This is a genomic window from Pseudomonas fluvialis, assembly GCF_002234375.1.
Taxonomy (GTDB): domain Bacteria; phylum Pseudomonadota; class Gammaproteobacteria; order Pseudomonadales; family Pseudomonadaceae; genus Aquipseudomonas; species Aquipseudomonas fluvialis.
This window is the reverse complement of sequence record NZ_NMQV01000020.1, coordinates 31,488-56,367: the sequence shown is the minus strand read 5'-3', so window position 1 is coordinate 56,367 and position 24,880 is coordinate 31,488. Positions and strand designations below refer to the sequence as shown.

Here is a 24,880-nt window from a genome sequence, read left to right as displayed (position 1 = left end):
CACACAAGGCAGAGGGACATTCAGCACTGTCCCAACACCGGCGTCTGTACACGCACCTCGGCATTCTGACCACGCTGGCGCAACAGGTGGTCGAGCAGCACGATGGCCATCATCGCCTCGGCGATCGGCGTGGCGCGGATGCCGACACAGGGGTCGTGGCGGCCCTTGGTGATAACGTCCACCGGGTTGCCGTCGACATCGATGGAACGCCCCGGCGTGGTAATGCTGGAGGTCGGCTTGAGCGCCAGGTGCGCGACGATCGGCTGGCCGCTGGAGATGCCGCCGAGGATGCCGCCGGCATTGTTGCTGAGGAAGCCCTCGGGAGTCAGCTCATCGCGGTGCTCGGTGCCGCGCTGGGCCACGCAGGCAAAGCCGGCACCGATTTCCACACCCTTGACCGCGTTGATACTCATCAGCGCATGGGCCAGGTCGGCGTCCAGGCGATCGAAAATCGGCTCACCCAGTCCGGGCATCACGCCTTCGGCGACCACGGTGATCTTTGCGCCCACCGAATCCTGGTCGCGGCGCAGCTGGTCCATGTAAGCCTCCAGTTCGGGCACCTTGTCCGGGTCGGGACTGAAGAAGGCATTCTGCTCGACGCTGTCCCAGGTTTTGAACGGGATCTCGATCGGACCGAGCTGACTCATATAGCCACGAATGATGATGCCCTGCGCAGCCAGCACCTTCTTGGCGATGGCGCCGGCGGCCACGCGCATGGCAGTTTCGCGCGCCGAGCTACGCCCGCCGCCGCGGTAGTCGCGGATGCCGTACTTGTGATGGTAGGTATAGTCGGCGTGGGCCGGGCGGAACAGATCCTTGATCGCCGAGTAATCCTTGGACTTCTGGTCGGTATTGCGGATCAGCAGGCCGATGGAACAGCCGGTGGTCTTGCCCTCGAACACCCCGGAGAGGATTTCGACGACGTCGTCTTCCTGGCGCTGGGTGGTGTGGCGGCTGGTGCCCGGCTTGCGACGATCAAGGTCGTGCTGCAGGTCAGCCAGGCTCAGCTCGATGCCCGGCGGGCAACCGTCGACGATGGCCACCAGGGCCGGACCGTGGCTCTCGCCGGCCGTGGTGACAGTGAACAGCTTGCCAAAGGTGTTACCGGACATGCAGCAGCTCCGCAAATTCAGCAGGATCAAAGGCCGCGCAGTATAACAGCGGCTTCAAGCGCAGCGCATAGCGGCCGATAGCTTGTTGGCCTGGCGCAATGCTTGCGGCAGACTGCAGAAAACCACCACAGGCCCTGCGCATGAGCGAAACCGCCCCACATAGCCCGGAGACTCCCCTCGCCAGCGAGGCTGAGGAACTGCCGAGTGCTTTCCCACGGGAAGACCAGGCGCATCCCTGGGCCGACCTGCCGGCCGAGCGTTTTCAGCTATTGCGCCTGGCCCCCTTGCCGATCGAACGCAAGAGTGGTGCGCGCCCCCTGCGCTTTGTCGAGCTGGGCCGGGTCGAACGCCATCACCCACGCCTGAGCCTGCTACGCCTGAGCCTGGCCCTGCCCGGCCAACTGCTGCACAAGGAAGACAACCTGCTGGAAATATGGGTCGATCATGGCCATAAACGGGTTCGCCTGGGGCCTGCCGGCGGCCTGAGCCTCAACCCGGAAAACCGCGGCCTGGGCCGTTTCATCCTGGCCCAGGCGATTCTCTGGCTACGCCAGCGTTGGGCGCATTACCTGCTGGAAGGGCAACTGCTGCAACCGAAGAACCCGCTCGACGAGGAGCTGCGGCAACGCCGCGAGCAAATGCTCGACAGCCTGGGCATTGCCTACGAGTACCTTGATCCACTGTTTACCCAGCTGCAGCTGAAGCCCTGTCGAATCAGCGAGCTCAAGGGTGAGTGGAACCGCGACAAAGTCCAGCTGGTCAGCCTGCTGGATGCCGCCAACATGCTCCAGCAGGCTGACCAGAACCTGCGCGAGCAGGATGCCCGCCTGCGCCAACTGAACGAGCAACTGCGCGCCCACAAGCGCGACGAGCATGGCCTGCGCTTCACCATCACCAGCCTGCTGGTGTTCTGCCTGTTTCAGACTGGCCTACTGATCTGGATGGCCCTGGCCTGATCAATCCTTCTGCACGCGGCTGCGAAACAAGGCTTGGTGCTGGCGACACTGCTCGGCGCTCAGCATGAACACCCCGTGCCCACCCTGGCTGAACGACTGCCAGGCGAAATCCACTTCCGGGTACAGCGCCTCGACATGCACCTGGCTGTTGCCGACTTCGACATACAGCAGACCGCGTTCATTGAGATGATCAGCTGCTTCGGCCAGCAACTGACGCACCAGATCCAGGCCATCCTCGCCACAGGCCAGGCCCAGCATGGGCTCATGTCGGTACTCGGCCGGCATATCGGCAATATCCTCGGCATCCACATAAGGCGGATTGCACAGGATCAGATCGAAACGCTGCCCGGGCAGCCCGGCAAACCCATCGCCCTGTACGGTGTACACCCGCTGCTCCAGGCCATGTCGCTCGATGTTCAGGTTAGCCACTTCCAGCGCCTCGAAAGACAGGTCGCCCAGCACGACCTCCGCATCGGGGAAGGCATAGGCCGCTGCAATACCGATACAACCCGAGCCACAACACAGATCCAGCACACGCTGCGGTGGCTCGGCCAGCCAGGGCTCGAAGCCCTGCTGGATCAACTCACCCATGGGCGAGCGCGGGATCAACACACGCTCGTCGACCACGAACGGCAGCTCGCAGAACCACGCTTCACCGAGTAGGTAGGCCGTCGGCACACGCTCTTCGATACGTCGACGCAACAGATACTGCAAATGCTCGCGCTCGTCGTCCTCCAGAGCACAGTCCAGGTAGGCATCGGCCATGTTCCAGGGCAACTGCAAGGCGCCCAGAACCAGTTGCCGCGCCTCATCCCAGGCATTGTCAGTGCCGTGACCAAAGAACAGTTCATGCTGGTGAAAGCGGCTGACCGCCCAGCGGATATGGTCGCGCAGGGTACGCAGGGAGGAAGTAGTGGCCACGAAATGCGCTCCTTGAAAGGGGCCGGCAGTTTAGCCTGCCGGTCAAGCTGAAAAAAATATTTTGCCAGCCAGGCTGCGACATCTTGCCCCAGACGGGGCTTCCAGCTAGTTTGCAACAAATTTTTTCGACCGCCCGGCAGGCGCTCTAACAGGGGCAAAGCTCTCCAAGGAAGGCAGTCGCCGCTGCGGGCAGAACGCCACTTTCCCATCCTACGAGACGCCTACCATGGTTATTGAACCCTTCTCGCTGACCGGCTTGCTGGTCCTGGCGATATTCCTGATTGGCATGACGCTGATCATCTTCGAAGCCCAGCTGGAAATGGACAAGTTCAAGCCAGCGATGTTCATGATGTCCGGGCTGGTGGTCATTGGCGTGCACTATGCCTTCTACGACCCCAGCGGCTTCCCGCGTTTCCTCGAGGCGCAGAACGAAACCAAAGAGGAGCTGTTCGGGCTGATCGCCTTCATGGCCTTCATGTGGATGATCGTCGAACTGCTCAATGAACGTAATGTGTTCAATGCCCTGAATGGCTGGCTGAAAGCGCGTGGCCTCGGTGCACGCGGCATGTTCTGGGCGACCGGCGCACTGTCGGCGATGCTTGCGCCCTTCATCAACAACTTCACCACGGCAATGATCTTCGGCAAGTCGATCACCCACATGTCCAGCCACACCCGCTACCGGCATATCGCCCTGTGCAATATCGTCGTAGCGTCCAACAGCGGCGTCTGGTTTCTCGGCACTTCAACCAGCCTGATGGTCCTGCTGGCAGGCAAGATCAGCCTGCTGGGCCTGTTGCTGTTGCTACCCTCGGCGCTGATCGGCTGGCTGCTATTCGCCCTGGTCATGCACCTCTTCTACCTGCGCCCACTCAAGGGTGAAGATCTGCTGGACGTCAGCGACACGGTCGACAGCGCCCTCAAACCTGGCGGTGCCGGTATTGCCCTGGTCGGACTGCTCGCCGTGGTGGGTGCCGTACTGTGTAACGTCGTACTGCATGTCAGTATCGAATTCGCCATTGGCATCGGCCTGGGCTTCGTCGCCCTCTACACCTGGACCCTGATGCGCCGCGGCATCGAACTGCCCTGGCAGGATCAGCTACAAAAGGTCGAGTGGAACGCCCTGCTGTTCTTCATCGGCATCATCACCTCGGTGGCCTGCCTCAACCATGTCGGCTGGCTCAGCTACATCTCCCGACTGTTCGAGATGTTCGACCCGACCACGGTCAACCTGCTGCTCGGGGTTATCTCCGGGATCATGGACAACGTGCCGGTAGAGGCCGCCGCGCTGATGTCCAAACCCAACCTGGGCGCTGACCAGTGGGCTCTCAACACCCTGATGGTCGGTATCGGCGGCTCGCTGACTGTCGTCGGCTCGGCAGCCGGGATCATGGCCATGACCCTGGATCGCAGCTACAGCTTCGGCGTCCACCTGCGCTTCCTGCCGGCCATTCTGGTCAACTTCTTTGGCTCGCTCGGCGCCTGGTACGTGCAATATCAGGTATTCGCCCTGTATTGAATCGCGACGGTTCACAACGGACGGCAGAGGACTGACAATAGCGCCCTGCCGTCAACAAGGAACCGCCAATGTCCAGCGTCAAGACCCTGCTACAGCTGACCGGGCGCAGCTATGCGCCGGCCAGCCTGAAGAATGCCACCCTGGTGGTGATCGATACGCAGGAAGAATACCGCAGCGGTGCCTTACGCCTGCCCGCGCTGGAAAGTGCCGTGGCGGAAATCAGCCGCCTGTTGCAGCAGGCCCGCGAACAGCAACGTCCCATCGTGCATGTTCGTCATCTGGGCGTGCCCGGTGGCATCCTCGACCCCAGTGGCCCGCGCGGCGCACATCTCCCCGAGTGCATCCCGCAGCCTGGCGAAGTGCTGATCGAGAAGCGCCTGCCCAATGCCTTCTCCAATCCGCAACTGCATGAGCAGCTGCAAAGCATTGGCAATCTTGACCTGATCGTGGTTGGTTTCATGACTCACTCCAGTGTCAGCACCACGGTCAGAGCGGCCAAGGACTACGGTTATCGCGTCACCCTGGTCGAGTCTGCCTGCGCCACCCGCGACCTGCCCGACCGCACCGGTGGCAGCATGCCAGCTGAGCAGGTACAACGTGCCGAACTGATTGCCCTGGCTGACAACTTTGCCTGCGTGGTCGACAACCTGCAGGCGCTCAACTGAGTATCCTCCAGGAACCGCTCGCCTCCGATACGGTCTCACGGCCAACCCTGCGAGGATCGCCGATGAAGTCGAACAACGGTTTCAACCCCCGCTGCCTGCGCCAACACACGGTGCGCTGCTGGCCACTGCGCCTCCTCGCCCACGCCCTGCTGCTCGGCGGACTGCTGTTGACTGGGCTGGCCGGATTCAGCGTCTGGTCTTATCGCACAACGCCCGCGGCGGACATGGAACAGGCCATTGCCTACCTGGCAGGTGCCGGCCTGCTGCTGGCAAGTGCCTGGTTGGTACGTCGCCGTCAGGGTCGCCGCCTGCAACACAACAGCCTGGTGCTTGATCCACGTCTGCTGAAGAAGGGTCGCTGAGCGGGTGGCAACCCGGGTAGAATGCCGCCCCCTTGTGGAGAGCCCGATGCAAGACGACGATTTTTCCCTGTTCACTCGCCAGATACACGGCATACGCCGGCTACAGGTCGACCAGGCCGACACGGGCAAACCCCGAGCTGATCGACAATTGATCGAGCGACGCCGTCAACAGGCGCTACAGACCACAAGTAGTCTGCAGGTGGACGGTCTGTCCGATCTGTTCGTCATTGATGTCGGCGCCGAAGATGCACTGTACTGGGGGCGTGACGGCCTGCAGGATAGCCAGCTGCGCAAACTCAAGGCTGGCCAGGTGGCCTTCGAAGGCAGCCTCGACCTGCATGGCATGAGCGTGGAAAAAGCCCGGGAAAACCTCTGGGAATTCCTCGCCGAAGCCACCCGCCTGGAAGTGCGCTGCGTGCGCATCACCCACGGCAAGGCCGCGCGCCTCGATGGCCGCAAGCCCTTGCTGAAGAGCCACGTCAACACCTGGTTGCGCCAACACCCACACGTACTCGGTTTCACTTCCTGCCTGCCGCGTCATGGCGGCACCGGCGCACTCTATGTGTTGCTCAAGCGCAGCATGCTCGAAGGGCGCGACGAATAAGTCGTCCGCCTGCCGCACCCGCCCCGTATTGCCAGAGACCCCTGCCATGCCCCTGCAACAGCATTACCACGCCATCCTTGAACAACTGGGTGAAGACCCGGCTCGTGAGGGCCTGCGCGATACCCCCAAGCGTGCCGCCAAGGCCATGCAATACCTGTGTCGCGGTTACCAGCAAAGCCTTGAGGAGGTCACCAACGGCGCGCTGTTCAGCTCGGACAACAGCGAGATGGTGCTGGTGCGCGACATCGAGCTGTACTCCTTGTGCGAGCATCACCTGCTGCCCTTCATCGGCAAGGCCCAGGTAGCCTACATTCCCAACGGCCAGGTGCTGGGCTTATCCAAAGTAGCGCGCATCGTCGACATGTATGCGCGGCGCCTGCAGATCCAGGAAAACCTTACCCGGCAGATTGCCGATGCCATCCAGCAGGTGACTGGCGCACTCGGCGTAGCCGTGGTTATCGAAGCCCAGCACATGTGCATGATGATGCGCGGTGTGGAAAAGCAGAACTCCAGCATGGTCAGCTCGGTCATGCTCGGCGAATTCCGCGACAACCCAGCTACACGCAGTGAATTTCTCAGCCTGATTCGTCGCTAACCAGGAGTGACCATGCTTATCAAGACATTACGCCTGGCCCTTGGCCAACTTATCGTACTGCTCGACCTGCTGACCCGCCCACGCAAGCAACAGCGCACGCCACAGGCCCAGGCCGAAGTCGAACAGGCCGCCCAACACTTGGCCCTCTACCAGTTTCACGCCTGCCCGTTTTGCGTGAAGACACGCCGCGCCCTGCATCGCCTGAATGTGCCGGTTGCTCTGCGTGATGCCAAAAACAACGCCGAGCATCGCCAGGCACTGGCCGAACAGGGTGGCAAGATCCAGGTGCCCTGCCTGCGCATCGAAGAAAACGGCCAGAGCCAGTGGCTCTACGAATCCAAGGCGATCATCGCCTATCTGGAGCAACGCTTCGCCTAACAGGCCATGGCCAGGTGCCCGGGCTGGCTGGCAACCCGTGCCAGCCAGGCACGCACAGCCGGATAAGCGTGCAGCGTAAAACCCGCCTGCTCGGCCACATGGCTGTAGGCATATAACGCAATATCCGCCAGGGTGTACTGCTCCCCGACCAGAAACGGCGTGCGCTGCAACTGCTGCTCCATCACCCGGAAGGCCTTGTCGCCGCCCAACAGGCACTGCGCGTATTCATCGCGACGCTCATCCGGCAAGCCCTAGAACAGGCGAATGAAGCGCGCGGTAGCGACATAGGGTTCGTGGCTGTATTGCTCGAAGAACTGCCATTGCAGCATTTGTGTACGCAAACGCGGCTCGTGCGGAATCCAGGCCGTGCCGTCGGCCAGGTAGTTGAGGATGGCATTGGACTCCCAGAGAAAGCTGCCATCCTCCAGCTCCAGCAGAGGAATCTTGCCGTTGGGGTTCTTGGCCAGAAACTCGGCGCTGCGCGTTTCGCCCTTGAGCACATCGACAGCCTGCCACTGGTAATCCTGCTGCAACAGGTTCAGCAGCAGTTTGACCTTGTAGCAGTTACCGGAACGCTCATCGCCATAGACCTTGAGCATGGCTAGCACACTCCCTGCGCCCGACGGATCACCGCCGCCAGGCGGCGCAGGCCCTCAGACAGCTTTTCCGGCGGAACGTGGCTGAAGTTCAGCCGCAGATAACCCGGATTGGCCTCGGGATCGACGAAGAATGGCTCACCCGGCATGAACGCCACCTGTTCGGCCATGGCCGCCGCCAGCAGCTGGCGAGTGTCCTGCTTGTGCTTGAGGGTCAGCCAGAAGAACAGCCCGCCCTGCGGCACCTGCCAGGTCGCCAGGTCGCTGAAGTGCTCCTCCAGCGCAACCTGCATGGCATCACGACGCAGGCGATAGAAGTCGCGCAACTCGGCCAGGTGCGCGCGGTACTTGTCCGTGCCCAGCCACTGCAACGCCTGCCACTGGCCAATACGGTTGGTGTGCAGGTCGGCCGCCTGCTTCAAGCGCAGCAGATAAGGGAACAGATCCGGCGTGGCGATCAGGAAACCGACGCGCAAGCCCGGCAGCAGGGTCTTGGACAGCGTGCCGGTATAGATCCAGCTGGCCCGTTTGAGGCGGCTGACAATCGGCGTAGCGTCCGCCTGGTCGAATACCAGCTCGCGATAGGGTTCATCCTCGATCAGGGTGACCTGGAATTCATCCAGCAGCGCCGCCACGGCATCCCGCTTGGCCTCGCTGTAACGCACCGCAGAGGGATTCTGGAAAGTCGGGATCAGGTAGGCGAAAGCCGGTTTGTGCTGCTGCAGCCGCTCGCGCAGCACCGCCAGATCAGGGCCATCAGCTTCTTGTGGCACAGTCAGGCAGTCGGCACCGAACAGCTGGAAGGACTGCAGCGCAGCCAGGTAGGTCGGTGCCTCGAGCAGAATCTCGGTACCCGGATCGATGAACAGCTTGCTGGCCAGATCGAGCGCTTGCTGCGAACCGCAAGTCACCAGCACCTGACTGGCATCGCAGGGCACACCAAGGCGGCGCGCCTCGGCGGCAATCGCCTCACGCAGTGCCGGCTCGCCTTCGCTCATGCCGTACTGGCTCAGCGCCGCCGGCATCTCGTCCCACTCCACCTTCGGCAGCATCGGCTCGGCGGGCAAGCCGCCGGCAAAGGACATGACTTCCGGGCGCTGCGCGGCAGCGAGGATTTCACGGATCAGGGAGCTTTTCAGGCGGGCGATGCGTTCGGAGAAGGCCATGGAAATACCTGGGTGCAAAAGACAAGAAAGATGAGTCAAACTGATTGACCGAAACTACGCCGCCACCCAGGGATACGTCAATATGCCTGACCTAAAAAATCCACAGGTGCAACAGGCCGCCATGGAAGCCTTCTTCTTTGGCTACCAGGCCTTCACCGCCAAGCCGGACGAAATGCTCGCGCGCCGAGGGCTGTCGCGCGTGCATCACCGCATCCTGTTCTTCATCGCCAAGTACCCGGGACTGAGCATGAAGGAGCTACTTGGCTACCTGGGGGTGAGCAAGCAGGCACTCAATACGCCCCTGCGCCAGCTGATGGAAATGCATCTGGTGCAGAGCGAGGCGGCCGCCGATGACAAACGCAAGCGCCTGCTCGGTTTTACCGCCGAAGGTGCACGCCTGGAACAGGCCCTGCGCCGTGAGCAGGCACGCCTGCTGCAACGCGTCTTCGCCGAGGTGGGCGAAGACGCCGTGCAGGGCTGGTTGAAGGTCAACCTGGCCCTGGCCCACGGTCGCAACGTCGGCTCGTGACTGTACGGCTCACTGACCCGCTGACTGTACCGTGACGTCCGGCACGCTCAACGCCTAGGCTTGCCTGCTGTCGCGGAGCCTGTCATGACCCCAGAACTGCTGTTGGCCTTTGTCCTGTTTGCCTTTGTCACCTCGGTCACCCCGGGGCCTAACAATATGATGCTGCTGGCCAGCGGCGTGAATTTCGGCCTGCGCCGCAGCGTGCCACACATGCTCGGAGTAAGCCTGGGCTTCATGCTGCTGGTGCTGGCTGTCGGCCTGGGTCTGGGCCAGCTGTTCCAGCGCTGGCCGTTGCTGCACGCGCTGCTGGCCTGGGGCGGCGCGACCTACCTGTTGTACCTGGCCTGGAAGATCGCCCGCAGCGTCGCGCCGAGCGACAGCGGCGCAGCCCCCGGAAAGCCCTTTACCTTCGTCCAGGCCGCGGCCTTTCAGTGGATCAACCCCAAGGCCTGGATCATGGCGATCACCGCCATAGGCACCTACATCCCCCAAGAGGATTTCCTCGGCAATCTGTTGCTGCTTGCCCCACTGTTCGCCCTGGTCAACGGGCCCAGCGTAGGTCTCTGGACCGTGGCCGGCAGCCTGCTACGCAAGCTGTTGCAGGACTCGCGCAAACGGCGTCTGTTCAACCATGGCATGGCCATGCTGCTGGTACTGTCGCTCTACCCCATCCTCGCCGAGCGTGGCCTATGAGCATGCCGTTTTTGCAGCGCCTGTGGCGCGACTCAGCCCCCAGCACCCTGATCGCCGGCTTCATTGCCATGCTCACCGGCTACACCAGCTCGCTGGTCCTGATGTTTCAGGCGGGCCAGGCAGCCGGCTTGAGCAACGGACAAATTTCCTCATGGATCGCCGCCCTGTCGATCGGCATGGCCGTGTGCTGCATCGGCCTGTCCTTGCGCTACCGCGCACCGGTAATGATCGCCTGGTCGACGCCAGGCGCCGCACTGCTGGTCAGCAGCTTGCCGCAAGTGCCCTACGGGGAAGCCATTGGTGCCTACATACTGGCTTCCGCATTGATCGTGCTGATCGGCCTGAGCGGTAGCTTTGATCGTCTCATGCGGCGTATCCCCGGCTCGCTAGCCGCCGCCCTGCTGGCCGGGGTGCTGTTCAAGATCGGCCTGGAAATCTGCGTAGCCGCCGAACAGCAGCCCGTCCTGGTCATCGCCATGCTGCTCGCCTACCTGCTCGGCAAACGCCTGTGGCCACGCTACGCCGTACTCGCTGCCCTGCTGACCGGCAGTCTGCTGGCCGGCTGTTTCGGCTTGCTGAACTTCGAGAGGTTCCAGCTACAGCTGGCGACCCCGCACTGGACCACCCCCAGCTTCTCGCTGGCGGCGACGATCAGCATCGGCATTCCGCTGTTCGTCGTCGCCATGACCTCGCAAAACCTGCCCGGCATGGCGGTACTGCGCGCCAACGGCTACGACGTACCGGCTTCCCCCTTGCTGACCAGCAGCGGTCTGGCTTCGCTTCTGCTGGCGCCCTTCGGCAGCCATGGCATCCATCTGGCGGCCATCAGTGCTGCACTCTGCGCCGGTCCGGAAGCCCACGAAGACCCCCGCCGACGCTATACGGCTGCCGTCTGTTGCGGGCTGTGCTACGCCATCGCCGGGGTTTTCGGAGCGACGCTGGCGGCGCTGTTCAGCGCCCTGCCGAGTGCACTGATCCTGTCCATTGCCGCTTTGGCGCTGTTCAGCTCGATCAGCGGCGGCCTGACCCAGGCGATGAGCGAGCCGAGCGAACGCGAAGCGGCACTGTTGACCTTTCTGGTCAGCGCCTCGGGCATGACCCTGCTGGGGATCGGCTCGGCGTTCTGGGGCCTGGCCGCCGGGCTGCTGTGCCTACTCCTGCTACCCGGCAACGCACAAAAAAAAGGCGCCTGAACAGGCGCCTGGCAAGCCCCGAAGGACTCAGATGACCGTCGCTCCGCCATCGACCACCAAGGCATGCCCGGTGGTAAAGGCCGCCTGGTCACAGCACAGGTAAAGCACCGCCATGGCCACTTCTTCGACGCTACCAATGCGCCCCACCGGGTGCATGGCGGCAGCAAATTCGCCCTTCTTCGGGTCGGCCTGATAGGCACGGCGGAACATTTCGGTATCGATCACCGCCGGGCATACCGCATTGACGCGGATGTTCTTCTTGGCGTATTCGATGGCCGCCGACTTGCTGAGGCCAATCACCGCATGCTTGGAAGCGCTGTAGATACTCATCTTCGGTGCCGCATTAACCCCGGCTACCGACGCGGCATTGACGATGACCCCGCCGCCCTGGCCAAGCATCAGGTTCAGTTCCTCGCGCATGCACAGCCAGACACCTTTGACATTGACGCCCATGATGGCGTCGAAGGTTGCTTCGTTGCCTTCGCCCAGACGCCCCTGTTCGATCTCGATACCGGCATTGTTGAAGGCATAGTCAATGCGACCGTAGCGCGCCTTGCCGGCCTCGATGAGCGCCTTGACCTGCTCAGCGCAAGTCACGTCGCATGCCTGGAAAAAAGCCTCGCCGCCGGCAGCACGAATCAGCTCGGCAGTTTCCTCGCCACCGTGCGCATCGCGGTCAGCCAGCACTACCTTGAGCCCTTCGCCGGCAAAGGCCAGCGCCGTGGCCCGGCCAATGCCTGCTGCTGCCCCCGTCACCAGGGCGACCTGCCCGGAAAACTTCATCGCCATTGCATGATCCTCTGCATTGAGTAAAAAACCCCTGCAGTCTAGTCATGCCGGGCCTGGCATCGGCAGCATCATCAGCCGGGTAATGGTCGGACCATGCGGCGCATTGATCATGCGCGCCCTGAGCGGCTCAGCGTAGCTCGGCCAGCACCCCTGCCAGCGCCTGGGCCGGATCACTCGCCTGGCTGATTGGCCGACCGATCACCAGGTAGTCGGCACCAGCGAGCAACGCCTGGGCCGGCGTGAGAATACGCTTCTGGTCATCCGCGGCGCTGCCGGCGGGGCGAATGCCCGGTGTGACCAGTTTGAGCTGTGGCTGGGTCTGCTTCAAGGCCGGTGCTTCCTGGGCGGAACAGACCAGGCCATCCAGGCCAGCCTCGGCAGCCAGGCTGGCCAGACGCAACACCTGCGCCTGCGGCAGCACATCCAGGCCGATACCCACGAGGTCATCGCGCTCCATGCTGGTCAGTACGGTCACCCCGATCAGCAAGGGGCGTGGCCCGGCGAGCTTGTCCAGCTCGTTGCGGCAGGCCGCCATCATGCGCAGCCCTCCACTGCAGTGCACATTGACCATCCACACACCCAGCTCGGCGGCGGCACGTACCGCCATGGCCGTGGTATTGGGAATATCGTGGAATTTCAGGTCAAGGAATACCTCGAAGCCGCGCCCCTGCAGGTCCTCGACGATAGCCGGGCCGCAGCGGGTGAACAGCTCCTTGCCGACCTTGACCCGGCATTGCTGCGGATCTAACTGGGTAGCCAGCGCCATGGCGCTTTCGCGGTTGGGGAAATCAAGGGCGACGATGAGGGGGGACTGGCAGGACATGGACAGCTCTCGGCAAAAAAACGCTGGGCATTCTAGCAGGCCGGAGTGCCGACCGGCGCAAGGCAGGCCAGCGCCCAGGCAACTATGCTGTTAATCAGCCCGAAAACGGCCAAGGAGGACGCCCATGCTTACCCACCCAACCCTGTTCCTGCTCGGTCTTGCACTATCCGGCGCCCTGTTGGCCGCACAACCTGAACCGCCGGCGCTGCATTACCTGACCGAATCATTCCCCCCCTACAACTACAGCGACAGCAACGTGCTGCGCGGCATTGCCGTGGATTTGCTGGTCAGCGCCACCCAGGGCAGCGCCCAGCCGGTGACGCGCAGCCAGATCCGCTTGCTGCCTTGGCCGCGCGCCTACCGCATGGCCCTGCAGGAGCCTGGCAGCGTGCTGTTTTCCACCACACGCAGCGCCGAGCGTGAAACACTCTTCAAATGGGCAGGCCCTATCTGTGCAACCCGGGTCGTACTGCTCGCCCTGAAAAGCCGGCAGATCCGCATCGATGATCCACAACAGCTCAGGCAATACCGCATCGGCGTAGTGCCCGAGGATATCGGCGAAGTCGCCAGCCTGCGCGTCGGCGTGCCACGGAAGCAACTGCAGCGTTCATCCAGCGCCGATGCCCTGGCCCGCCAGCTGCATGCCGGACGCATCGACCTGTGGGCCTACGACGAGCATGTGGCACGCTGGTTCCTGCGCAATGTGCGCCTGGACCCGGAGGATTTCGAAGTAGTCCACGTGCTGCAGGAAGGTGAGTTGTGGTACGCCTTTCATCCACAGACCGATGATCAGCAGGTACGCCAGCTACAGGAAGCCCTCGATCGTGTACGCCGCCTACCCGGCAAGATCGGCCCGAGCCTATATGACGATATCCTGCTCAATTACCTGTAGCTGTAGCCGGCTGGCGTAGTCGGCCTGATCTCTGCAACACTGCACAGGCCATCAATCGCCCTCAAGGAGAACAGCATGCCTTGGTATGCCTGGCTGATCATCGCCCTGGCCCTCGGCGCGATCATCGGCAACCTGCTGCTGCTACGCGACAGCGCCCGCAAGATCGACCTCACACCCGAGCAACTTGAGCGCATACGCCAGCGCAACGCCCAGGCCGATCGCGACGAACAAGCCTAGCGTGGTTAACGCGCCTGCAGGTCGTAGCGCGCCAGCAAGGCGGCATATTCGGCCGTGCCCCGCAGCTGTTCGAGCAATTCACTGAGCTGCGTGCTGCTGATCGGTGCTTGCGCCCGCAGCAACGCCTGATGCTGGTAATACTGATCGGCGCGCTCTGATACCAAGAGGGCCTGACGTAGCTGCGGGTGCCGGGTCAGGTACAGGGCCAGGTAAGAACGCGCCACCACGGTAAGATCGACACGACCGCGCTGTACCATCAGCAGGTTACTGTCGTGCGAGTAGGTCAACACTGCCTGGAAGGTTTGACGTAGTTGTTCCTGGTCGGCGTTGAAGCCGGCAAAGCCGTAGTGGTAGCCGCTGTACAGGGCCATGCGCTTGCCAGTGAAATCATCGAAATAACGCTGATCACGCCCGGCCATGGCCTTGGCCACATACACCTCGGTATCCTCGATCAGCAGATCGACAGTTTGCACCGGCTGCGTCTGCCAACCCCAGCGCAACGACTCGAAAAACATCAGGTCGACACGCCCGCGCGCCATGTCCTGATAGCGCCGGGTAGCCGAAGTCGGCACCAAGTGGAAGCGAAAGTCAGCCTGCTGGCGATTTAGCAAGACCAGCAGCTCCGGCAACAGGCCGGCAGCACCGGCACGCTCCGGATGCTCGACATAGGGCGGGAAATGGTAGGCGCCGACACGCACATCCTGTGGTTCGGCCAGTGCCTGCAGGGAATGGAACAACAGCATGAGGGCCAAGCCCACCGGCTTCAGCCCGCGCCAGGGTAACGACATCAAAACCTCAACTGATCAATGAGGACGCCTGAAGTGTCAGGCTAGCGCAGTGCCAGCCGTTTGCCAGTTCAGCGTTCCTTGATGACCAGCGCCAGGGCTTCCTCTGCCAACTGGTCCAGGCTCATCGGGCCATCGGCACGAAACCAGGTGGTTGTCCAAGACAACGCACCGGTCAGCAAGCGGCGCATGATGAACGGATCGCTATGGAAGAACCCGGCATCCCGTGCCTCGTTCAGCACCTGCAGCCAGAGCTGCTCGTAGGTGTCACGCAGACCGAGAATATAGGTACGCCCCTCGTCGGACAGCGAACGCCACTCGTACACCAGCACGCCCATGGCTTCGCCGGTACCGCCCATGATCGACTGCAGCTCACAGCGAATCAGCGCCAGTACACGTCCGCGAATATCCTGCGCATCGGCCAGCGCGGCCTGCATCAATGCCGTGTTGTAGCGAATGGTCTCCTCCATCACCGAACGGAGGATCTCATCCTTGCTCTTGAAGTGATGAAAGATGCTCCCCGACTGGATACCCACCGCGCCAGCCAGATCACGCACCGTAGTGCGCTCATAACCCTTGCTGCGAAACAGGTGTGCAGCCGTTTGCAGCAGTTTGCCGCGTGCACTCTCGGGGTCGGTGACCTGGCCGCTGGCCACCAGTTGCTGCATGACCTCACGGGCTTTCTGCTCATCCAGACTCATGTCTTGGGCCTCATACTGCTGATGCCGCGCACTCTAGGCGCAGGCAGCCAACCAAGCAAGCGCTTGGATTAAATTGCCACACCCTCTTTTCAACCAAGCGCTTGCTTGGTAGTGTTCGCTTCACCCTATTCATGTGTTGCGGATAACTCCAATGACCCAAACCGTACGCATCGGCTGCGCCTCCGCCTTCTGGGGCGACACCTCCACCGCCGCCGCCCAGCTGGTTCGTGGCGCCGAACTGGATTACCTGGTGTTCGACTACCTCGCCGAAGTGACCATGTCGATCATGGCCGGAGCGCGCATGAAGAAGCCGGACGAGGGCTATGCCACCGACTTCGTCGAGGTGCTCGCCCCGCTGCTGGGCGAAATCGCGCAGAAGAAGATCCGCGTGATCAGCAACGCCGGCGGCGTCAACCCGGCCTCCTGCGCCAAGGCCCTGGCCGCTGCCTGCGAGAAGGCCGGGGTCAATCTGAAGATTGCCGTGCTGCACGGTGACAACCTGCAGCCCAAGCTGGGCGAACTGGCCAAGGCCGGCACCACCGAGATGTTCACCGGCGCCCCGCTGCCGCCCATGTGCGTGTCGGTCAATGCCTACCTCGGTGCGCCGGGAATCGTTGCTGCTCTGGAAGCCGGCGCCGACATCGTCATTACCGGCCGCGTGGTCGACAGCGCCGTGGTCAGCGCCGCGCTGGTACATGAGTTCGGCTGGAGCTGGACCGACTACGACAAGCTCGCTCAAGCCGCGCTCGCCGGTCATATCATCGAATGCGGCGCGCAGTGCACCGGTGGCAACTTCACCGACTGGCGCGACGTGCCGGACTACGAACACATCGGCTTCCCGGTCGTCGAGGTGCAGGCCGATGGCCGCTTCGTGGTCGCCAAACCCGAAGGCACCGGCGGGTTGATCTCCACCCTCTCGGTGGGCGAGCAGATGCTCTACGAGATCGGTGACCCGCGTGCCTATTACCTGCCCGATGTGGTCTGCGACTTCACCCAGGTGCAACTCACCCAGGTCGGCGCCAACCGCGTCGAACTGAAAGGCGCCCGCGGCCTTGCGCCGACCAGCCAGTACAAGGTCAGTGCCACCCACCCGGACGGCTTCCGCTGCACAGCCAGCTGCCTGCTGGCCGGTATCGATGCCGCAGCCAAAGCCGAGCGCGTCAGCCAGGCCATCATCGCCAAGACCGAAGAGATGTTCGCCGAACGCGGTTGGGGCCCGTACAAGGAAGTGTGCATCGAGCTGCTGGGCACCGAGGCCACCTATGGCCCCCGCAGCCAGCGCGCTGACACCCGCGAAGTGGTGGTCAAGCTCGGCGTGCGCCACGCCAAGAAGGAAGCGCTGATCCTGTTCTCCCGCGAGATCGCCCAGGCGGCCACCGGAATGGCGCCAGGCCTGACCGGCATCGTCGGCGGGCGCCCCACCGTGTACCCGGTGATCCGCCTGTTCAGCTTTCTGGTCGACAAGAGCGCCTGCGCGCTGGAGATCGAAATCAACAACGAGCGCCAGCCGGTCACCCTGCCGGAAGTCGCCGTGTTCGACGCGGCCCAGATCGCCAGCGAGGCTGCCCTGCCCGCCCCGGCCGGCAGCGCCGATGCAACGGTACCGCTGGTCAAGCTGGCCGTGGCCCGCTCCGGTGACAAAGGCAACCACAGCAATATCGGCGTGATGGTCAGAAAGCCCGAGTATCTGGCGTGGATCGCGGCTGCGCTCTCCGAAGGCGCCGTGGCGCAATGGATGGCGCATGTACTCGACGGCCAGAGCGGCAAGGTCAGCCGCTGGCACCTGCCGGGCAGCCACAGCCTGAACTTCCTGCTGGAAAACGCCCTGGGTGGCGGCGGCGTGACCAGCCTGCGCATCGATCCGCAGGGCAAGGCCTTCGCCCAGCAGCTGCTGGAATTCCCGATTCCGGTGCCGCGTGCACTGGCTGACAGCCTGTAAGGACAACACGCACGATGAGTTACGACTCCGTATTCAAGCCCGGCCTGTTCAGCGGCCAGACCATCCTGGTCACCGGTGGCGGCAGCGGTATCGGCCGCTGCGTGGCCCACGAACTGGCTCACCTGGGCGCCCAGGTGGTGCTGGTCGGCCGCAAGCTGGAAAAGCTGGAAAAGACCTGCGGCGAAATCCTCGAAGATGGCGGCAAGGCCAGCTTTCAGGTCTGCGACATCCGTGACGAGGAAGCGGTCAAGGCCATGGTCAAGGCGGTCATCGCCGAGCACGGTCCCATCCATCATCTGGTCAACAACGCCGGCGGCCAGTTCCCGGCCCCGCTGATCGGCATCAACCAGAAAGGCTTCGAGACGGTGGTACGCACCAACCTGGTCGGCGGTTTCCTGGTGGCCAAGGAAGTCTACCTGCAGAGCCTGAGCAAGACCGGCGGCAGCATCGTCAACATGCTCGCCGACATGTGGGGCGGCATGCCCGGCATGGGCCACTCCGGTGCCGCCCGCGCCGGCATGGAGAACTTCACCAAGACCGCCGCCTACGAGTGGGGTCATTCGGGCGTGCGGGTCAATGCCGTGGCACCGGGCTGGATTGCCTCCAGCGGCATGGACACCTACCCCGAGTCGATGAAGAACATGATCCGCAACCTCAAGGACCACGTGCCGCTGCAGCGCATCGGCAGCGAGTCGGAGGTGGCTTCGGCCATCGTCTTCCTGCTCACCCCGGGCGCCAACTTCATCAGCGGCAACACCATCCGCATCGACGGCGCCGCCAGCCAGGGCACCCGTGCCTGGACCCTGGGCAAGGCGAAATCCAGCGAGTCCTACAACGGCTTCCACCGGGCCTACCTGCCCGACGTGTTCAAGGAGTAACCCGATGCCTGTCATTCAGTCGGAAATCGACGTTCACGGCGAAGGCTTCGCGCAAAACCGCGAGGCCATGCTTGCCGCCATCGCCAGCTTCCGCGACGTGGAGCAGAAGGTGCTGGACAAGGCCAATGAGGCCAAGGCCAAGTTCGAGCGCCGTGGCCAGCTGCTGCCACGCGAGCGCCTGAACCTGCTGCTCGATCCGGGCGCACCGTTCCTCGAGCTGTCCTCGCTGGCCGGCTACAAGCTGCACGACGACAAGGACGGCAGCATGGCCGGCGGCGGCATCATCGCCGGCATCGGCTACATCGCCGGTGTACGCAGCCTGGTGATCGCCAACAACAGCGCGATCAAGGGCGGCACCATCTCGCCCACCGGCCTGAAGAAATCCCTGCGCCTGCAGCAGATCGCCTTCGAGAACAAATTGCCGGTGGTGACCCTGGCCGAAAGCGGCGGCGCCAACCTCAACTACGCCGCCGACATCTTCGTCGAGGGCGCACGCGGCTTTGCCAACCAGGCGCGCATGTCGGCCATGGGCCTGCCGCAGATCACCGTGGTGCACGGCTCCAGCACCGCCGGCGGCGCCTACCAGCCAGGCCTGTCCGATTACGTGGTGGTGGTGCGCGGCAAGGCCAAGATGTTCCTCGCAGGCCCGCCCCTGCTCAAGGCTGCGACCGGTGAAGTGGCCACCGACGAGCAACTGGGCGGCGCCGAGATGCATGCCCAGGTCGCCGGCACCGCCGAATACCTGGCCGAGAACGACGCCGATGGCGTGCGCCTGGCCCGCGAGATCGTCGGCATGCTGCCGTGGAACGCGCAACTTCCGGCGCGTCCGGCCAAGACCTGGCGCGAGCCGCTGTACCCGGCCGAGGAACTGCTGGGCATCGTCCCCGCCGATGCCAAGAAGCCCTACGACGTGCGCGAGATCATCGCGCGCATCGCCGACGGTTCGGAGTTCCTCGACTTCAAGAACGAGTTCGACAGCCAGACTGTCTGCGGTCACCTGCAGATCGAAGGTCACAGCTGCGGCATCATCGGCAACAACGGCCCGATCACCCCGCGTGGCGCGGCGAAAGCGGCCCAGTTCATTCAGCTGTGCGAGCAGAGCAATACGCCGATCCTGTTCTTCCACAACACCACCGGCTTCATGGTGGGCACGGAGTCCGAGCAGAACGGCGTGATCAAGCACGGCTCGAAGATGATCCAGGCGGTGGCCAACGCCACCGTGCCCAAGCTGACCATCGTCGTCGGCGGCTCCTACGGCGCCGGCAACTACGCCATGTGCGGCCGCGGCCTCGACCCGCGCTTTATCTTCGCCTGGCCCAACAGCAAGACCGCCGTGATGGGCGGCGCGCAGGCCGGCAAGGTGCTGCGCATCGTCACCGAGGAGAAGCACCTCAAGGAAGGCAAGGAAGCCGATCCGAAAATGCTCGACATGCTCGAGCAGATGACTGCGCAGAAACTCGACAGCCAATCCACCGCGCTCTACGGCACTGCCAGCCTGTGGGACGACGGTCTGATCGACCCGCGCGATACCCGCAAGCTGCTGGGCTTTCTGCTCGACATCTGCGCGGAGGCCGCGGTACGGCCGCTCAAATCGTCCACCTTCGGCGTCGCCCGCCTGTAACCCCATTAGGAGCCTGCATCATGATCTTTACCCAGGAACACGAAGAACTGCGCCGCACGGTCAAGAATTTCGTCGAGAAGGAAATCAACCCGCACGTCGACGAATGGGAAAAGGACGGCCGCTTCCCGATCCACGAAATTTTCAAGAAGGCCGGTGATCTGGGCCTGCTGGGCATCTCCAAGCCGGAAAAGTTCGGTGGCATGGGCCTGGACTACAGCTACTCCATCGTCGCCGCCGAAGAGTTCGGCACCATCCGCTGCGGCGGCATCCCGATGTCCATCGGCGTGCAGACCGACATGTGCACCCCGGCCCTGGCCCGCTTCGGTTCCGATGAGCTGCGCGAAGAGTTTCTCAAGCCCGCGATTGCCGGCGACATGGTCGGCTGCATCGGCGTCTCCGAGGTCGGCGCCGGCTCCGACGTGGCCGGTCTGAAGACCTCCGCGCGCAAGGACGGCGATGACTACGTGATCAACGGCAGCAAGATGTGGATTACGAACTCTCCGAGTGCCGACTTTATCTGCCTCTTGGCCAATACCAGCGACGACAAGCCGCACGTGAACAAGTCGCTGATCATGGTGCCGATGAAGACCCCGGGCATCACCGTCAGCCCGCACCTGGACAAGCTCGGCATGCGCAGCTCGGAAACCGCTCAGGTGTTCTTCGACAACGTGCGCGTACCGCAGCGCTACCGCATCGGCCACGAAGGCGCCGGCTTCATGATGCAGATGCTGCAGTTCCAGGAAGAGCGCCTGTTTGGCGCGGCCAACATGATCAAGGGCCTGGAGCACTGCGTGGACAGCACCATCGAGTACTGCAAGCAGCGCCACACCTTCGGCAACCCGCTGATCGACAATCAGGTCATCCACTTCCGTCTGGCCGAACTGCAGACCGAAATCGAAGCCCTGCGCGCCCTCGTCTACCAGGCCACCGAGATGTACATCAAAGGCCGTGACGTGACCAAGCTGGCCTCCATGGCCAAGCTCAAGGCCGGCCGCCTCGGCCGCGAAGTGTCCGACGCCTGCCTGCAGTACTGGGGCGGCATGGGCTTCATGTGGGACAACCCGGTTTCCCGCGCCTACCGCGACGTGCGTCTGGTCTCGATTGGCGGCGGCGCCGACGAAATCATGCTGGGCATCATCTGCAAGCTGATGGGCATTCTGCCCGGCAAGAAGAAGTAAGGAGCACGTCATGGCCGAGCTGCCGAACTGCGAAACCCTGCTGCTCAACCTTGAAGGTGGCGTGCTGCACGTCACCCTCAACCGCCCGGACAGCCGCAACGCCATGAGCCTGGCCATGGTCGGTGAGCTGCGCGCGGTGCTCGACAGCGTGCGCGCCAACGCCGAGGTACGCGCCATTGTCCTGCGCGGCGCCGGCGGCCACTTCTGTGCCGGCGGCGACATCAAGGACATGGCGGGAGCCAGAGCACGCTCTCAAGGTGAAGGGCGCGGCGACGCCTACCGCGAGCTGAACCGTGCCTTCGGCGCCATGCTGGAGGAATTCCAGCAGGCACCGCAGGTGGTGATCGCTCTGCTCGAAGGTGCCGTGCTGGGTGGCGGTTTCGGCCTGGCCTGCATCAGCGATATCGCCATCGCCGATCAGGCCTGCAAGTTCGGCCTGCCGGAAACCACCCTCGGCATCCTGCCGGCACAGATCGCCCCCTTCGTGGTCAAGCGCGTGGGTCTGACCCAGGCACGCCGGCTGGCGCTGACCGCGGCCCGTTTCGACGGCGCCGAGGCCCTGCGTCTGGGTCTGGTGCATTACTGCGAAGCCTCAGATGCCGCGCTGGAACAACGCCTGGGCGAAGTACTCGGCCAGGTGCGCCAGTGTGCACCGGGCGCCAATGCGGCGACCAAGGCCCTGTTGCTGGCCACCGAGCAGGAGGCTCTGGGCCCGCTGCTGGATCGGGCCGCCGAGCAGTTCGCCGCCGCCGTCATCGGTGCCGAAGGCATCGAGGGCACCATGGCTTTCGTGCAGAAACGCGCTGCCCGCTGGGCACAATAAGAACATCGAACGGAGCAGCACCATGCCCGCCTTCAACAAGATTCTGATCGCCAACCGCGGTGAAATCGCCTGCCGCGTCATGCGCACCGCCAAGGAACTCGGCTACCGCACCGTGGCGGTGTACTCCGAGGCCGACGCCGGCGCCCGCCACGTGCAGGTAGCCGACGAGGCCGTGTGCATCGGCCCGGCGCAGGTCAACCAGTCCTATCTGGTGATCGACAACATCATCGCTGCCGCGCAGAAGACCGGCGCCGACGCGATCCACCCAGGCTACGGCTTCCTCTCCGAGAACGCCGACTTTGCCCGCGCCTGTGAAGCCGCCGGCATCGTCTTCATCGGCCCGACCGTGGAAGCCATCCACCTGATGGGCAGCAAGCGCCTGTCGAAGATCGCCATGCTCGAAGCCGGCGTGCCCTGCATTCCCGGCTACGAAGGCGCGGCCCAGGACGACGAGACTCTGGTGCGTGAAGCCGAGCGCATCGGCTACCCGCTGATGATCAAGGCCAGCGCCGGCGGCGGTGGCCGCGGGATGCGCCTGGTGCATCAGGCCAGCGAGCTGCAGGAGCAGATCCGCACCGCCCGTTCGGAAGCGCAGAACGCCTTCGGTTCCGGCGAGCTGATTCTGGAGCGCGCGGTGATCCGCCCGCGTCACGTCGAGATTCAGGTCTTCGGCGACCAGCACGGCCATATTGTTTACCTCGGTGAGCGCGACTGCTCGGTGCAGCGGCGCCACCAGAAAGTGGTCGAGGAAGCGCCCTGCCCGGTGATGACGCCCGAGCTGCGCCGCGCCATGGGCGAGGCGGCGGTCAAGGCCGCCGCGCGGGTCAACTATGTCGGCGCCGGCACGGTGGAATTCCTGCTCGATGCCAGCGGCGAGTTCTTCTTCCTGGAAATGAACACCCGCCTGCAGGTGGAACACCCGGTCACCGAACTGATCACCGGGCAGGACCTGGTGGCGTGGCAGATCCGCGTGGCCGAAGGCCAGCACTTGCCGCTCAAGCAGGACGACATCACCCTCACCGGCCATGCCATGGAAGTGCGCCTGTACGCCGAGGATTCGGCGCACAACTTCCTGCCGCAGACCGGCCGCGTGCTGCGCTGGGAGCCGGAGCTGCTGGAAGGCATCCGCATCGACCATGGTCTGGTCGAAGGTCAGGAAGTCACGCCCTTCTACGACCCGATGCTGGCCAAGGTCATCGCCTACGGCGCCACCCGTGAGGACGCCCGGCGCAAGCTGGTGCGTGCCCTTGAGAACTGCGTGCTGCTGGGGGTCAACGGCAACCAGCGCTTCCTCGCCAACCTCTTGGCCAACCCCGAGTTCGCCGCCGGCAACGCCACCACGGCCTTTATCGCCGAGCACTTTGCCAGCGACGAAAGCCTGACCCCGCAGGCGCCAGCCGCCAGTGAGCTGGCCATCGCCGCCGCCCTGCTCTATCAGGAATCGGCCAACAGCCGCAGCCACCAGTCCGGTCTGGCTGGCTGGCGCAGTGCCGGTAGCGCGCCGTGGCGCTTCATCCTCAAGCAGGGCGAACACAAGCACAGTGTCGAGCTGGATGTGCTCGGCGATGGCGCCCAGCCGCACCTGCGCGCCCGCGTCGGCGACAGCCAGGTTGAACTGCGCCTGCTGGCCAGCGACGGCCGCTGGCTGACCCTGGAGCAGGACGGCATCCGCCGCCGCCAGGCCTACCAGCACGATGGCGACCGCCTGTGGCTGTTCGGCCACTTCGGCAATCTGGAACTCACCGACGTAACCCACGAACCGGCCGGGGGCCAGAACGCCGCCAGCTCCGGTGCGGTGAAGGCCCCCATGGATGGCGCCATCGTCGATGTCCTGATCGAGGAAGGCGCCCGCGTCAGCAAGGGCCAGCTCCTGGTGGTGCTGGAAGCCATGAAGATGGAACACCCGCTCAAGGCCGGCGTCGACGGCGTGGTCCGCCGGGTCGGCGTGAGCCAGGGCGACCAGGTCAAGAACCGTCAGCTGCTGGTGGAAATCGAAGCCGACCCAGCCTGATCGCCACGCGCCACTGGCTGATACCAAGCCCCGCGCCAGAGTCTTCTGGGCGGGGTTTGCCCACTTCTGTGCAAGCGCCCTTATGGAGGCCAAATGTCACTTAACGGCAAGACCCTGTTCATCACCGGCGCCAGCCGCGGCATCGGCCGGGAGATCGCGCTCAAGGCCGCCACCGACGGCGCCAATATCGTGGTCGCGGCCAAAAGCGCCGAGGCCCACCCAAAACTGCTAGGCACCATCTTCTCGGTAGCCGAGGAAATCGTCGCCGCCGGTGGGAAGGCCCTGCCCCTGCAACTGGACGTGCGTGACGAGGAAGCGGTGAAAGCGGCCATGGCCCAGGCTGCCGAGCACTTCGGCAGCATCGACGCGCTGATCAACAACGCCGGCGCCATCCGCCTCAAGGGCGTGGAGCATCTGGAGCCCAAGCGCTATGACCTGATGTTCCAGATCAACACCCGCGCGGTGATGGTCTGCAGCCAGGCGGCGCTGCCCTACCTGAAGAAAACCCAGGGTCATATCCTCAGTCTGTCGCCGCCGCTGAACCTCGACCCCAAGTGGTTCGCCAGCTACGGCCCCTACACCACCACCAAGTACGGCATGAGCATGCTGACCCTGGGGATGCACGAGGAATTCAGGAAATACGGCATCAGCGTCAACGCGCTGTGGCCCAAGACAGTGATCGCCACCGCCGCCATCGAGTTCGAGGCCGGCGGCCCCGCCGTGATGAAGGCCGCGCGCCTGCCGGCGATCATGGCCGATGCCGCCCATGCCATCCTCAGCAGCAGCGGCCGCTGCATCAGCGGCCGCCTGCTGATCGACGAGGAGATTCTGCACGAGCAGGGCCAGACGGACTTCGAGCAGTACCGTTATGACCCGGCCGGGCAACTGATGACCGACCTGTTCGTCGAATAACCGCC

26 protein-coding genes and 1 pseudogene are annotated in these 24,880 nt (G+C 63.8%); 19 read left to right on the top strand and 8 right to left on the bottom strand.

Annotated features, from left to right (window positions below; genetic code table 11):
• Positions 1-20 precede the first annotated feature (20 nt).
• A complete protein-coding gene (gene aroC, locus CFY91_RS10765; protein WP_093986372.1) occupies positions 21-1,112 on the bottom strand; it encodes a chorismate synthase in 1,092 nt (363 codons plus the stop codon).
• A gap of 140 nt (positions 1,113-1,252) precedes the next feature.
• Between aroC and CFY91_RS10760 the strand changes: the two genes are divergently transcribed.
• The gene (locus tag CFY91_RS10760) at positions 1,253-2,068 is read left to right on the top strand and encodes a hypothetical protein (protein WP_229727159.1); all 816 of its coding nucleotides are present in this window, start codon (positions 1,253-1,255) and stop codon (positions 2,066-2,068) included.
• Here the strand turns inward: CFY91_RS10760 and prmB are convergent, their stop codons facing one another.
• Complete coding sequence (gene prmB / locus CFY91_RS10755; protein ID WP_093986371.1) at positions 2,069-2,989, bottom strand: 50S ribosomal protein L3 N(5)-glutamine methyltransferase; 921 nt, start codon at positions 2,987-2,989, stop codon at positions 2,069-2,071.
• Between the two features lie 226 nt (positions 2,990-3,215).
• Here prmB and nhaD point away from each other — a divergent pair, with 226 nt between their 5' ends.
• From nhaD to CFY91_RS10725, 6 genes are all read left to right on the top strand, one after another.
• Positions 3,216-4,505, top strand: coding sequence for a sodium:proton antiporter NhaD (nhaD, locus tag CFY91_RS10750; RefSeq protein ID WP_093986370.1), 1,290 nt, complete (start codon positions 3,216-3,218; stop codon positions 4,503-4,505).
• Between the two features lie 68 nt (positions 4,506-4,573).
• A complete protein-coding gene (locus CFY91_RS10745; protein ID WP_093986369.1) occupies positions 4,574-5,170 on the top strand; it encodes a cysteine hydrolase family protein in 597 nt (198 codons plus the stop codon).
• Positions 5,171-5,232: 62 nt separating this feature from the next.
• The gene (locus CFY91_RS10740) at positions 5,233-5,532 is read left to right on the top strand and encodes a hypothetical protein (RefSeq protein ID WP_093986368.1); all 300 of its coding nucleotides are present in this window, start codon (positions 5,233-5,235) and stop codon (positions 5,530-5,532) included.
• Between the two features lie 46 nt (positions 5,533-5,578).
• The gene (locus CFY91_RS10735) at positions 5,579-6,136 is read left to right on the top strand and encodes a Smr/MutS family protein (protein WP_093986367.1); all 558 of its coding nucleotides are present in this window, start codon (positions 5,579-5,581) and stop codon (positions 6,134-6,136) included.
• Between the two features lie 46 nt (positions 6,137-6,182).
• Positions 6,183-6,731: a GTP cyclohydrolase I FolE gene (gene folE / locus CFY91_RS10730; RefSeq protein ID WP_093986366.1), complete on the top strand. Its 549-nt coding sequence runs from the start codon at positions 6,183-6,185 to the stop codon at positions 6,729-6,731.
• A 12-nt stretch (positions 6,732-6,743) separates the two neighbouring features.
• Positions 6,744-7,109, top strand: coding sequence for a glutaredoxin family protein (locus CFY91_RS10725; RefSeq protein ID WP_093986365.1), 366 nt, complete (start codon positions 6,744-6,746; stop codon positions 7,107-7,109).
• Here the strand turns inward: CFY91_RS10725 and CFY91_RS10720 are convergent.
• Positions 7,106-7,708 (bottom strand): annotated as a pseudogene (locus CFY91_RS10720) (glutathione S-transferase family protein). The gene CFY91_RS10725 and the pseudogene CFY91_RS10720 sit on opposite strands and share 4 nt — an antisense overlap.
• A gap of 2 nt (positions 7,709-7,710) precedes the next feature.
• Positions 7,711-8,871: an aminotransferase-like domain-containing protein gene (locus CFY91_RS10715; protein ID WP_093986364.1), complete on the bottom strand. Its 1,161-nt coding sequence runs from the start codon at positions 8,869-8,871 to the stop codon at positions 7,711-7,713.
• 82 nt (positions 8,872-8,953) lie between these two features.
• On the opposite strand from CFY91_RS10715, the gene CFY91_RS10710 reads away from it, so the two are divergent.
• The 3 genes from CFY91_RS10710 (at position 8,954) to CFY91_RS10700 (ending at position 11,286) form a co-directional block, all read left to right on the top strand.
• Positions 8,954-9,400, top strand: coding sequence for a MarR family winged helix-turn-helix transcriptional regulator (locus CFY91_RS10710; RefSeq protein ID WP_093986363.1), 447 nt, complete (start codon positions 8,954-8,956; stop codon positions 9,398-9,400).
• 84 nt (positions 9,401-9,484) lie between these two features.
• Positions 9,485-10,093, top strand: coding sequence for a LysE family translocator (locus CFY91_RS10705; protein ID WP_093986362.1), 609 nt, complete (start codon positions 9,485-9,487; stop codon positions 10,091-10,093).
• A complete protein-coding gene (locus tag CFY91_RS10700) occupies positions 10,090-11,286 on the top strand; it encodes a benzoate/H(+) symporter BenE family transporter (RefSeq protein WP_093986361.1) in 1,197 nt (398 codons plus the stop codon). Before CFY91_RS10705 ends, CFY91_RS10700 begins: the two co-directional genes overlap by 4 nt.
• Positions 11,287-11,313: 27 nt before the next feature.
• Here CFY91_RS10700 and CFY91_RS10695 read toward each other — a convergent pair whose 3' ends face one another.
• Together CFY91_RS10695 and pyrF are read right to left on the bottom strand one after the other, a co-directional pair.
• Positions 11,314-12,075 (bottom strand): SDR family oxidoreductase, encoded by a 762-nt coding sequence (locus CFY91_RS10695; RefSeq protein WP_093986360.1) that lies wholly within the window; start codon positions 12,073-12,075, stop codon positions 11,314-11,316.
• A 127-nt stretch (positions 12,076-12,202) separates the two neighbouring features.
• Complete coding sequence (gene pyrF / locus CFY91_RS10690; protein WP_093986359.1) at positions 12,203-12,898, bottom strand: orotidine-5'-phosphate decarboxylase; 696 nt, start codon at positions 12,896-12,898, stop codon at positions 12,203-12,205.
• A 124-nt stretch (positions 12,899-13,022) separates the two neighbouring features.
• Here pyrF and CFY91_RS10685 point away from each other — a divergent pair, with 124 nt between their 5' ends.
• Both CFY91_RS10685 and CFY91_RS10680 read left to right on the top strand, forming a co-directional pair.
• Positions 13,023-13,790, top strand: coding sequence for a substrate-binding periplasmic protein (locus tag CFY91_RS10685; protein WP_093986358.1), 768 nt, complete (start codon positions 13,023-13,025; stop codon positions 13,788-13,790).
• A gap of 75 nt (positions 13,791-13,865) precedes the next feature.
• Positions 13,866-14,027 carry a DUF2897 family protein gene (locus CFY91_RS10680; RefSeq protein WP_093986357.1) on the top strand — a complete coding sequence of 54 codons (162 nt, stop codon included), beginning with the start codon at positions 13,866-13,868 and terminating at the stop codon, positions 14,025-14,027.
• A gap of 5 nt (positions 14,028-14,032) precedes the next feature.
• Here CFY91_RS10680 and CFY91_RS10675 read toward each other — a convergent pair whose 3' ends face one another.
• Complete coding sequence (locus CFY91_RS10675; RefSeq protein ID WP_229727158.1) at positions 14,033-14,815, bottom strand: PhnD/SsuA/transferrin family substrate-binding protein; 783 nt, start codon at positions 14,813-14,815, stop codon at positions 14,033-14,035.
• Between the two features lie 68 nt (positions 14,816-14,883).
• Complete coding sequence (locus CFY91_RS10670) at positions 14,884-15,507, bottom strand: TetR/AcrR family transcriptional regulator (RefSeq protein WP_188390268.1); 624 nt, start codon at positions 15,505-15,507, stop codon at positions 14,884-14,886.
• A gap of 157 nt (positions 15,508-15,664) precedes the next feature.
• Between CFY91_RS10670 and CFY91_RS10665 the strand changes: the two genes are divergently transcribed.
• From CFY91_RS10665 to CFY91_RS10635, 7 genes are all read left to right on the top strand, one after another.
• Positions 15,665-17,452 (top strand): acyclic terpene utilization AtuA family protein, encoded by a 1,788-nt coding sequence (locus CFY91_RS10665; protein ID WP_093986356.1) that lies wholly within the window; start codon positions 15,665-15,667, stop codon positions 17,450-17,452.
• A 14-nt stretch (positions 17,453-17,466) separates the two neighbouring features.
• Positions 17,467-18,330, top strand: a complete 864-nt coding sequence (locus CFY91_RS10660; protein ID WP_093986355.1) for an SDR family oxidoreductase — start codon at positions 17,467-17,469, stop codon at positions 18,328-18,330.
• Positions 18,331-18,334: 4 nt separating this feature from the next.
• Positions 18,335-19,951, top strand: coding sequence for a geranyl-CoA carboxylase subunit beta (gene atuC / locus CFY91_RS10655; RefSeq protein WP_093986354.1), 1,617 nt, complete (start codon positions 18,335-18,337; stop codon positions 19,949-19,951).
• Positions 19,952-19,971: 20 nt separating this feature from the next.
• Positions 19,972-21,129 carry a citronellyl-CoA dehydrogenase gene (gene atuD, locus CFY91_RS10650; RefSeq protein ID WP_093986353.1) on the top strand — a complete coding sequence of 386 codons (1,158 nt, stop codon included), beginning with the start codon at positions 19,972-19,974 and terminating at the stop codon, positions 21,127-21,129.
• Between the two features lie 10 nt (positions 21,130-21,139).
• On the top strand, positions 21,140-21,952 hold the full coding sequence (locus CFY91_RS10645) for an enoyl-CoA hydratase/isomerase family protein (protein ID WP_093986352.1): 813 nt from the start codon (positions 21,140-21,142) through the stop codon (positions 21,950-21,952).
• A gap of 22 nt (positions 21,953-21,974) precedes the next feature.
• Positions 21,975-23,963, top strand: coding sequence for an acetyl/propionyl/methylcrotonyl-CoA carboxylase subunit alpha (locus CFY91_RS10640; protein WP_093986351.1), 1,989 nt, complete (start codon positions 21,975-21,977; stop codon positions 23,961-23,963).
• Between the two features lie 93 nt (positions 23,964-24,056).
• Positions 24,057-24,875 (top strand): SDR family oxidoreductase, encoded by an 819-nt coding sequence (locus tag CFY91_RS10635; RefSeq protein WP_093986350.1) that lies wholly within the window; start codon positions 24,057-24,059, stop codon positions 24,873-24,875.
• The last annotated feature ends 5 nt before the right edge of the window (positions 24,876-24,880 follow it).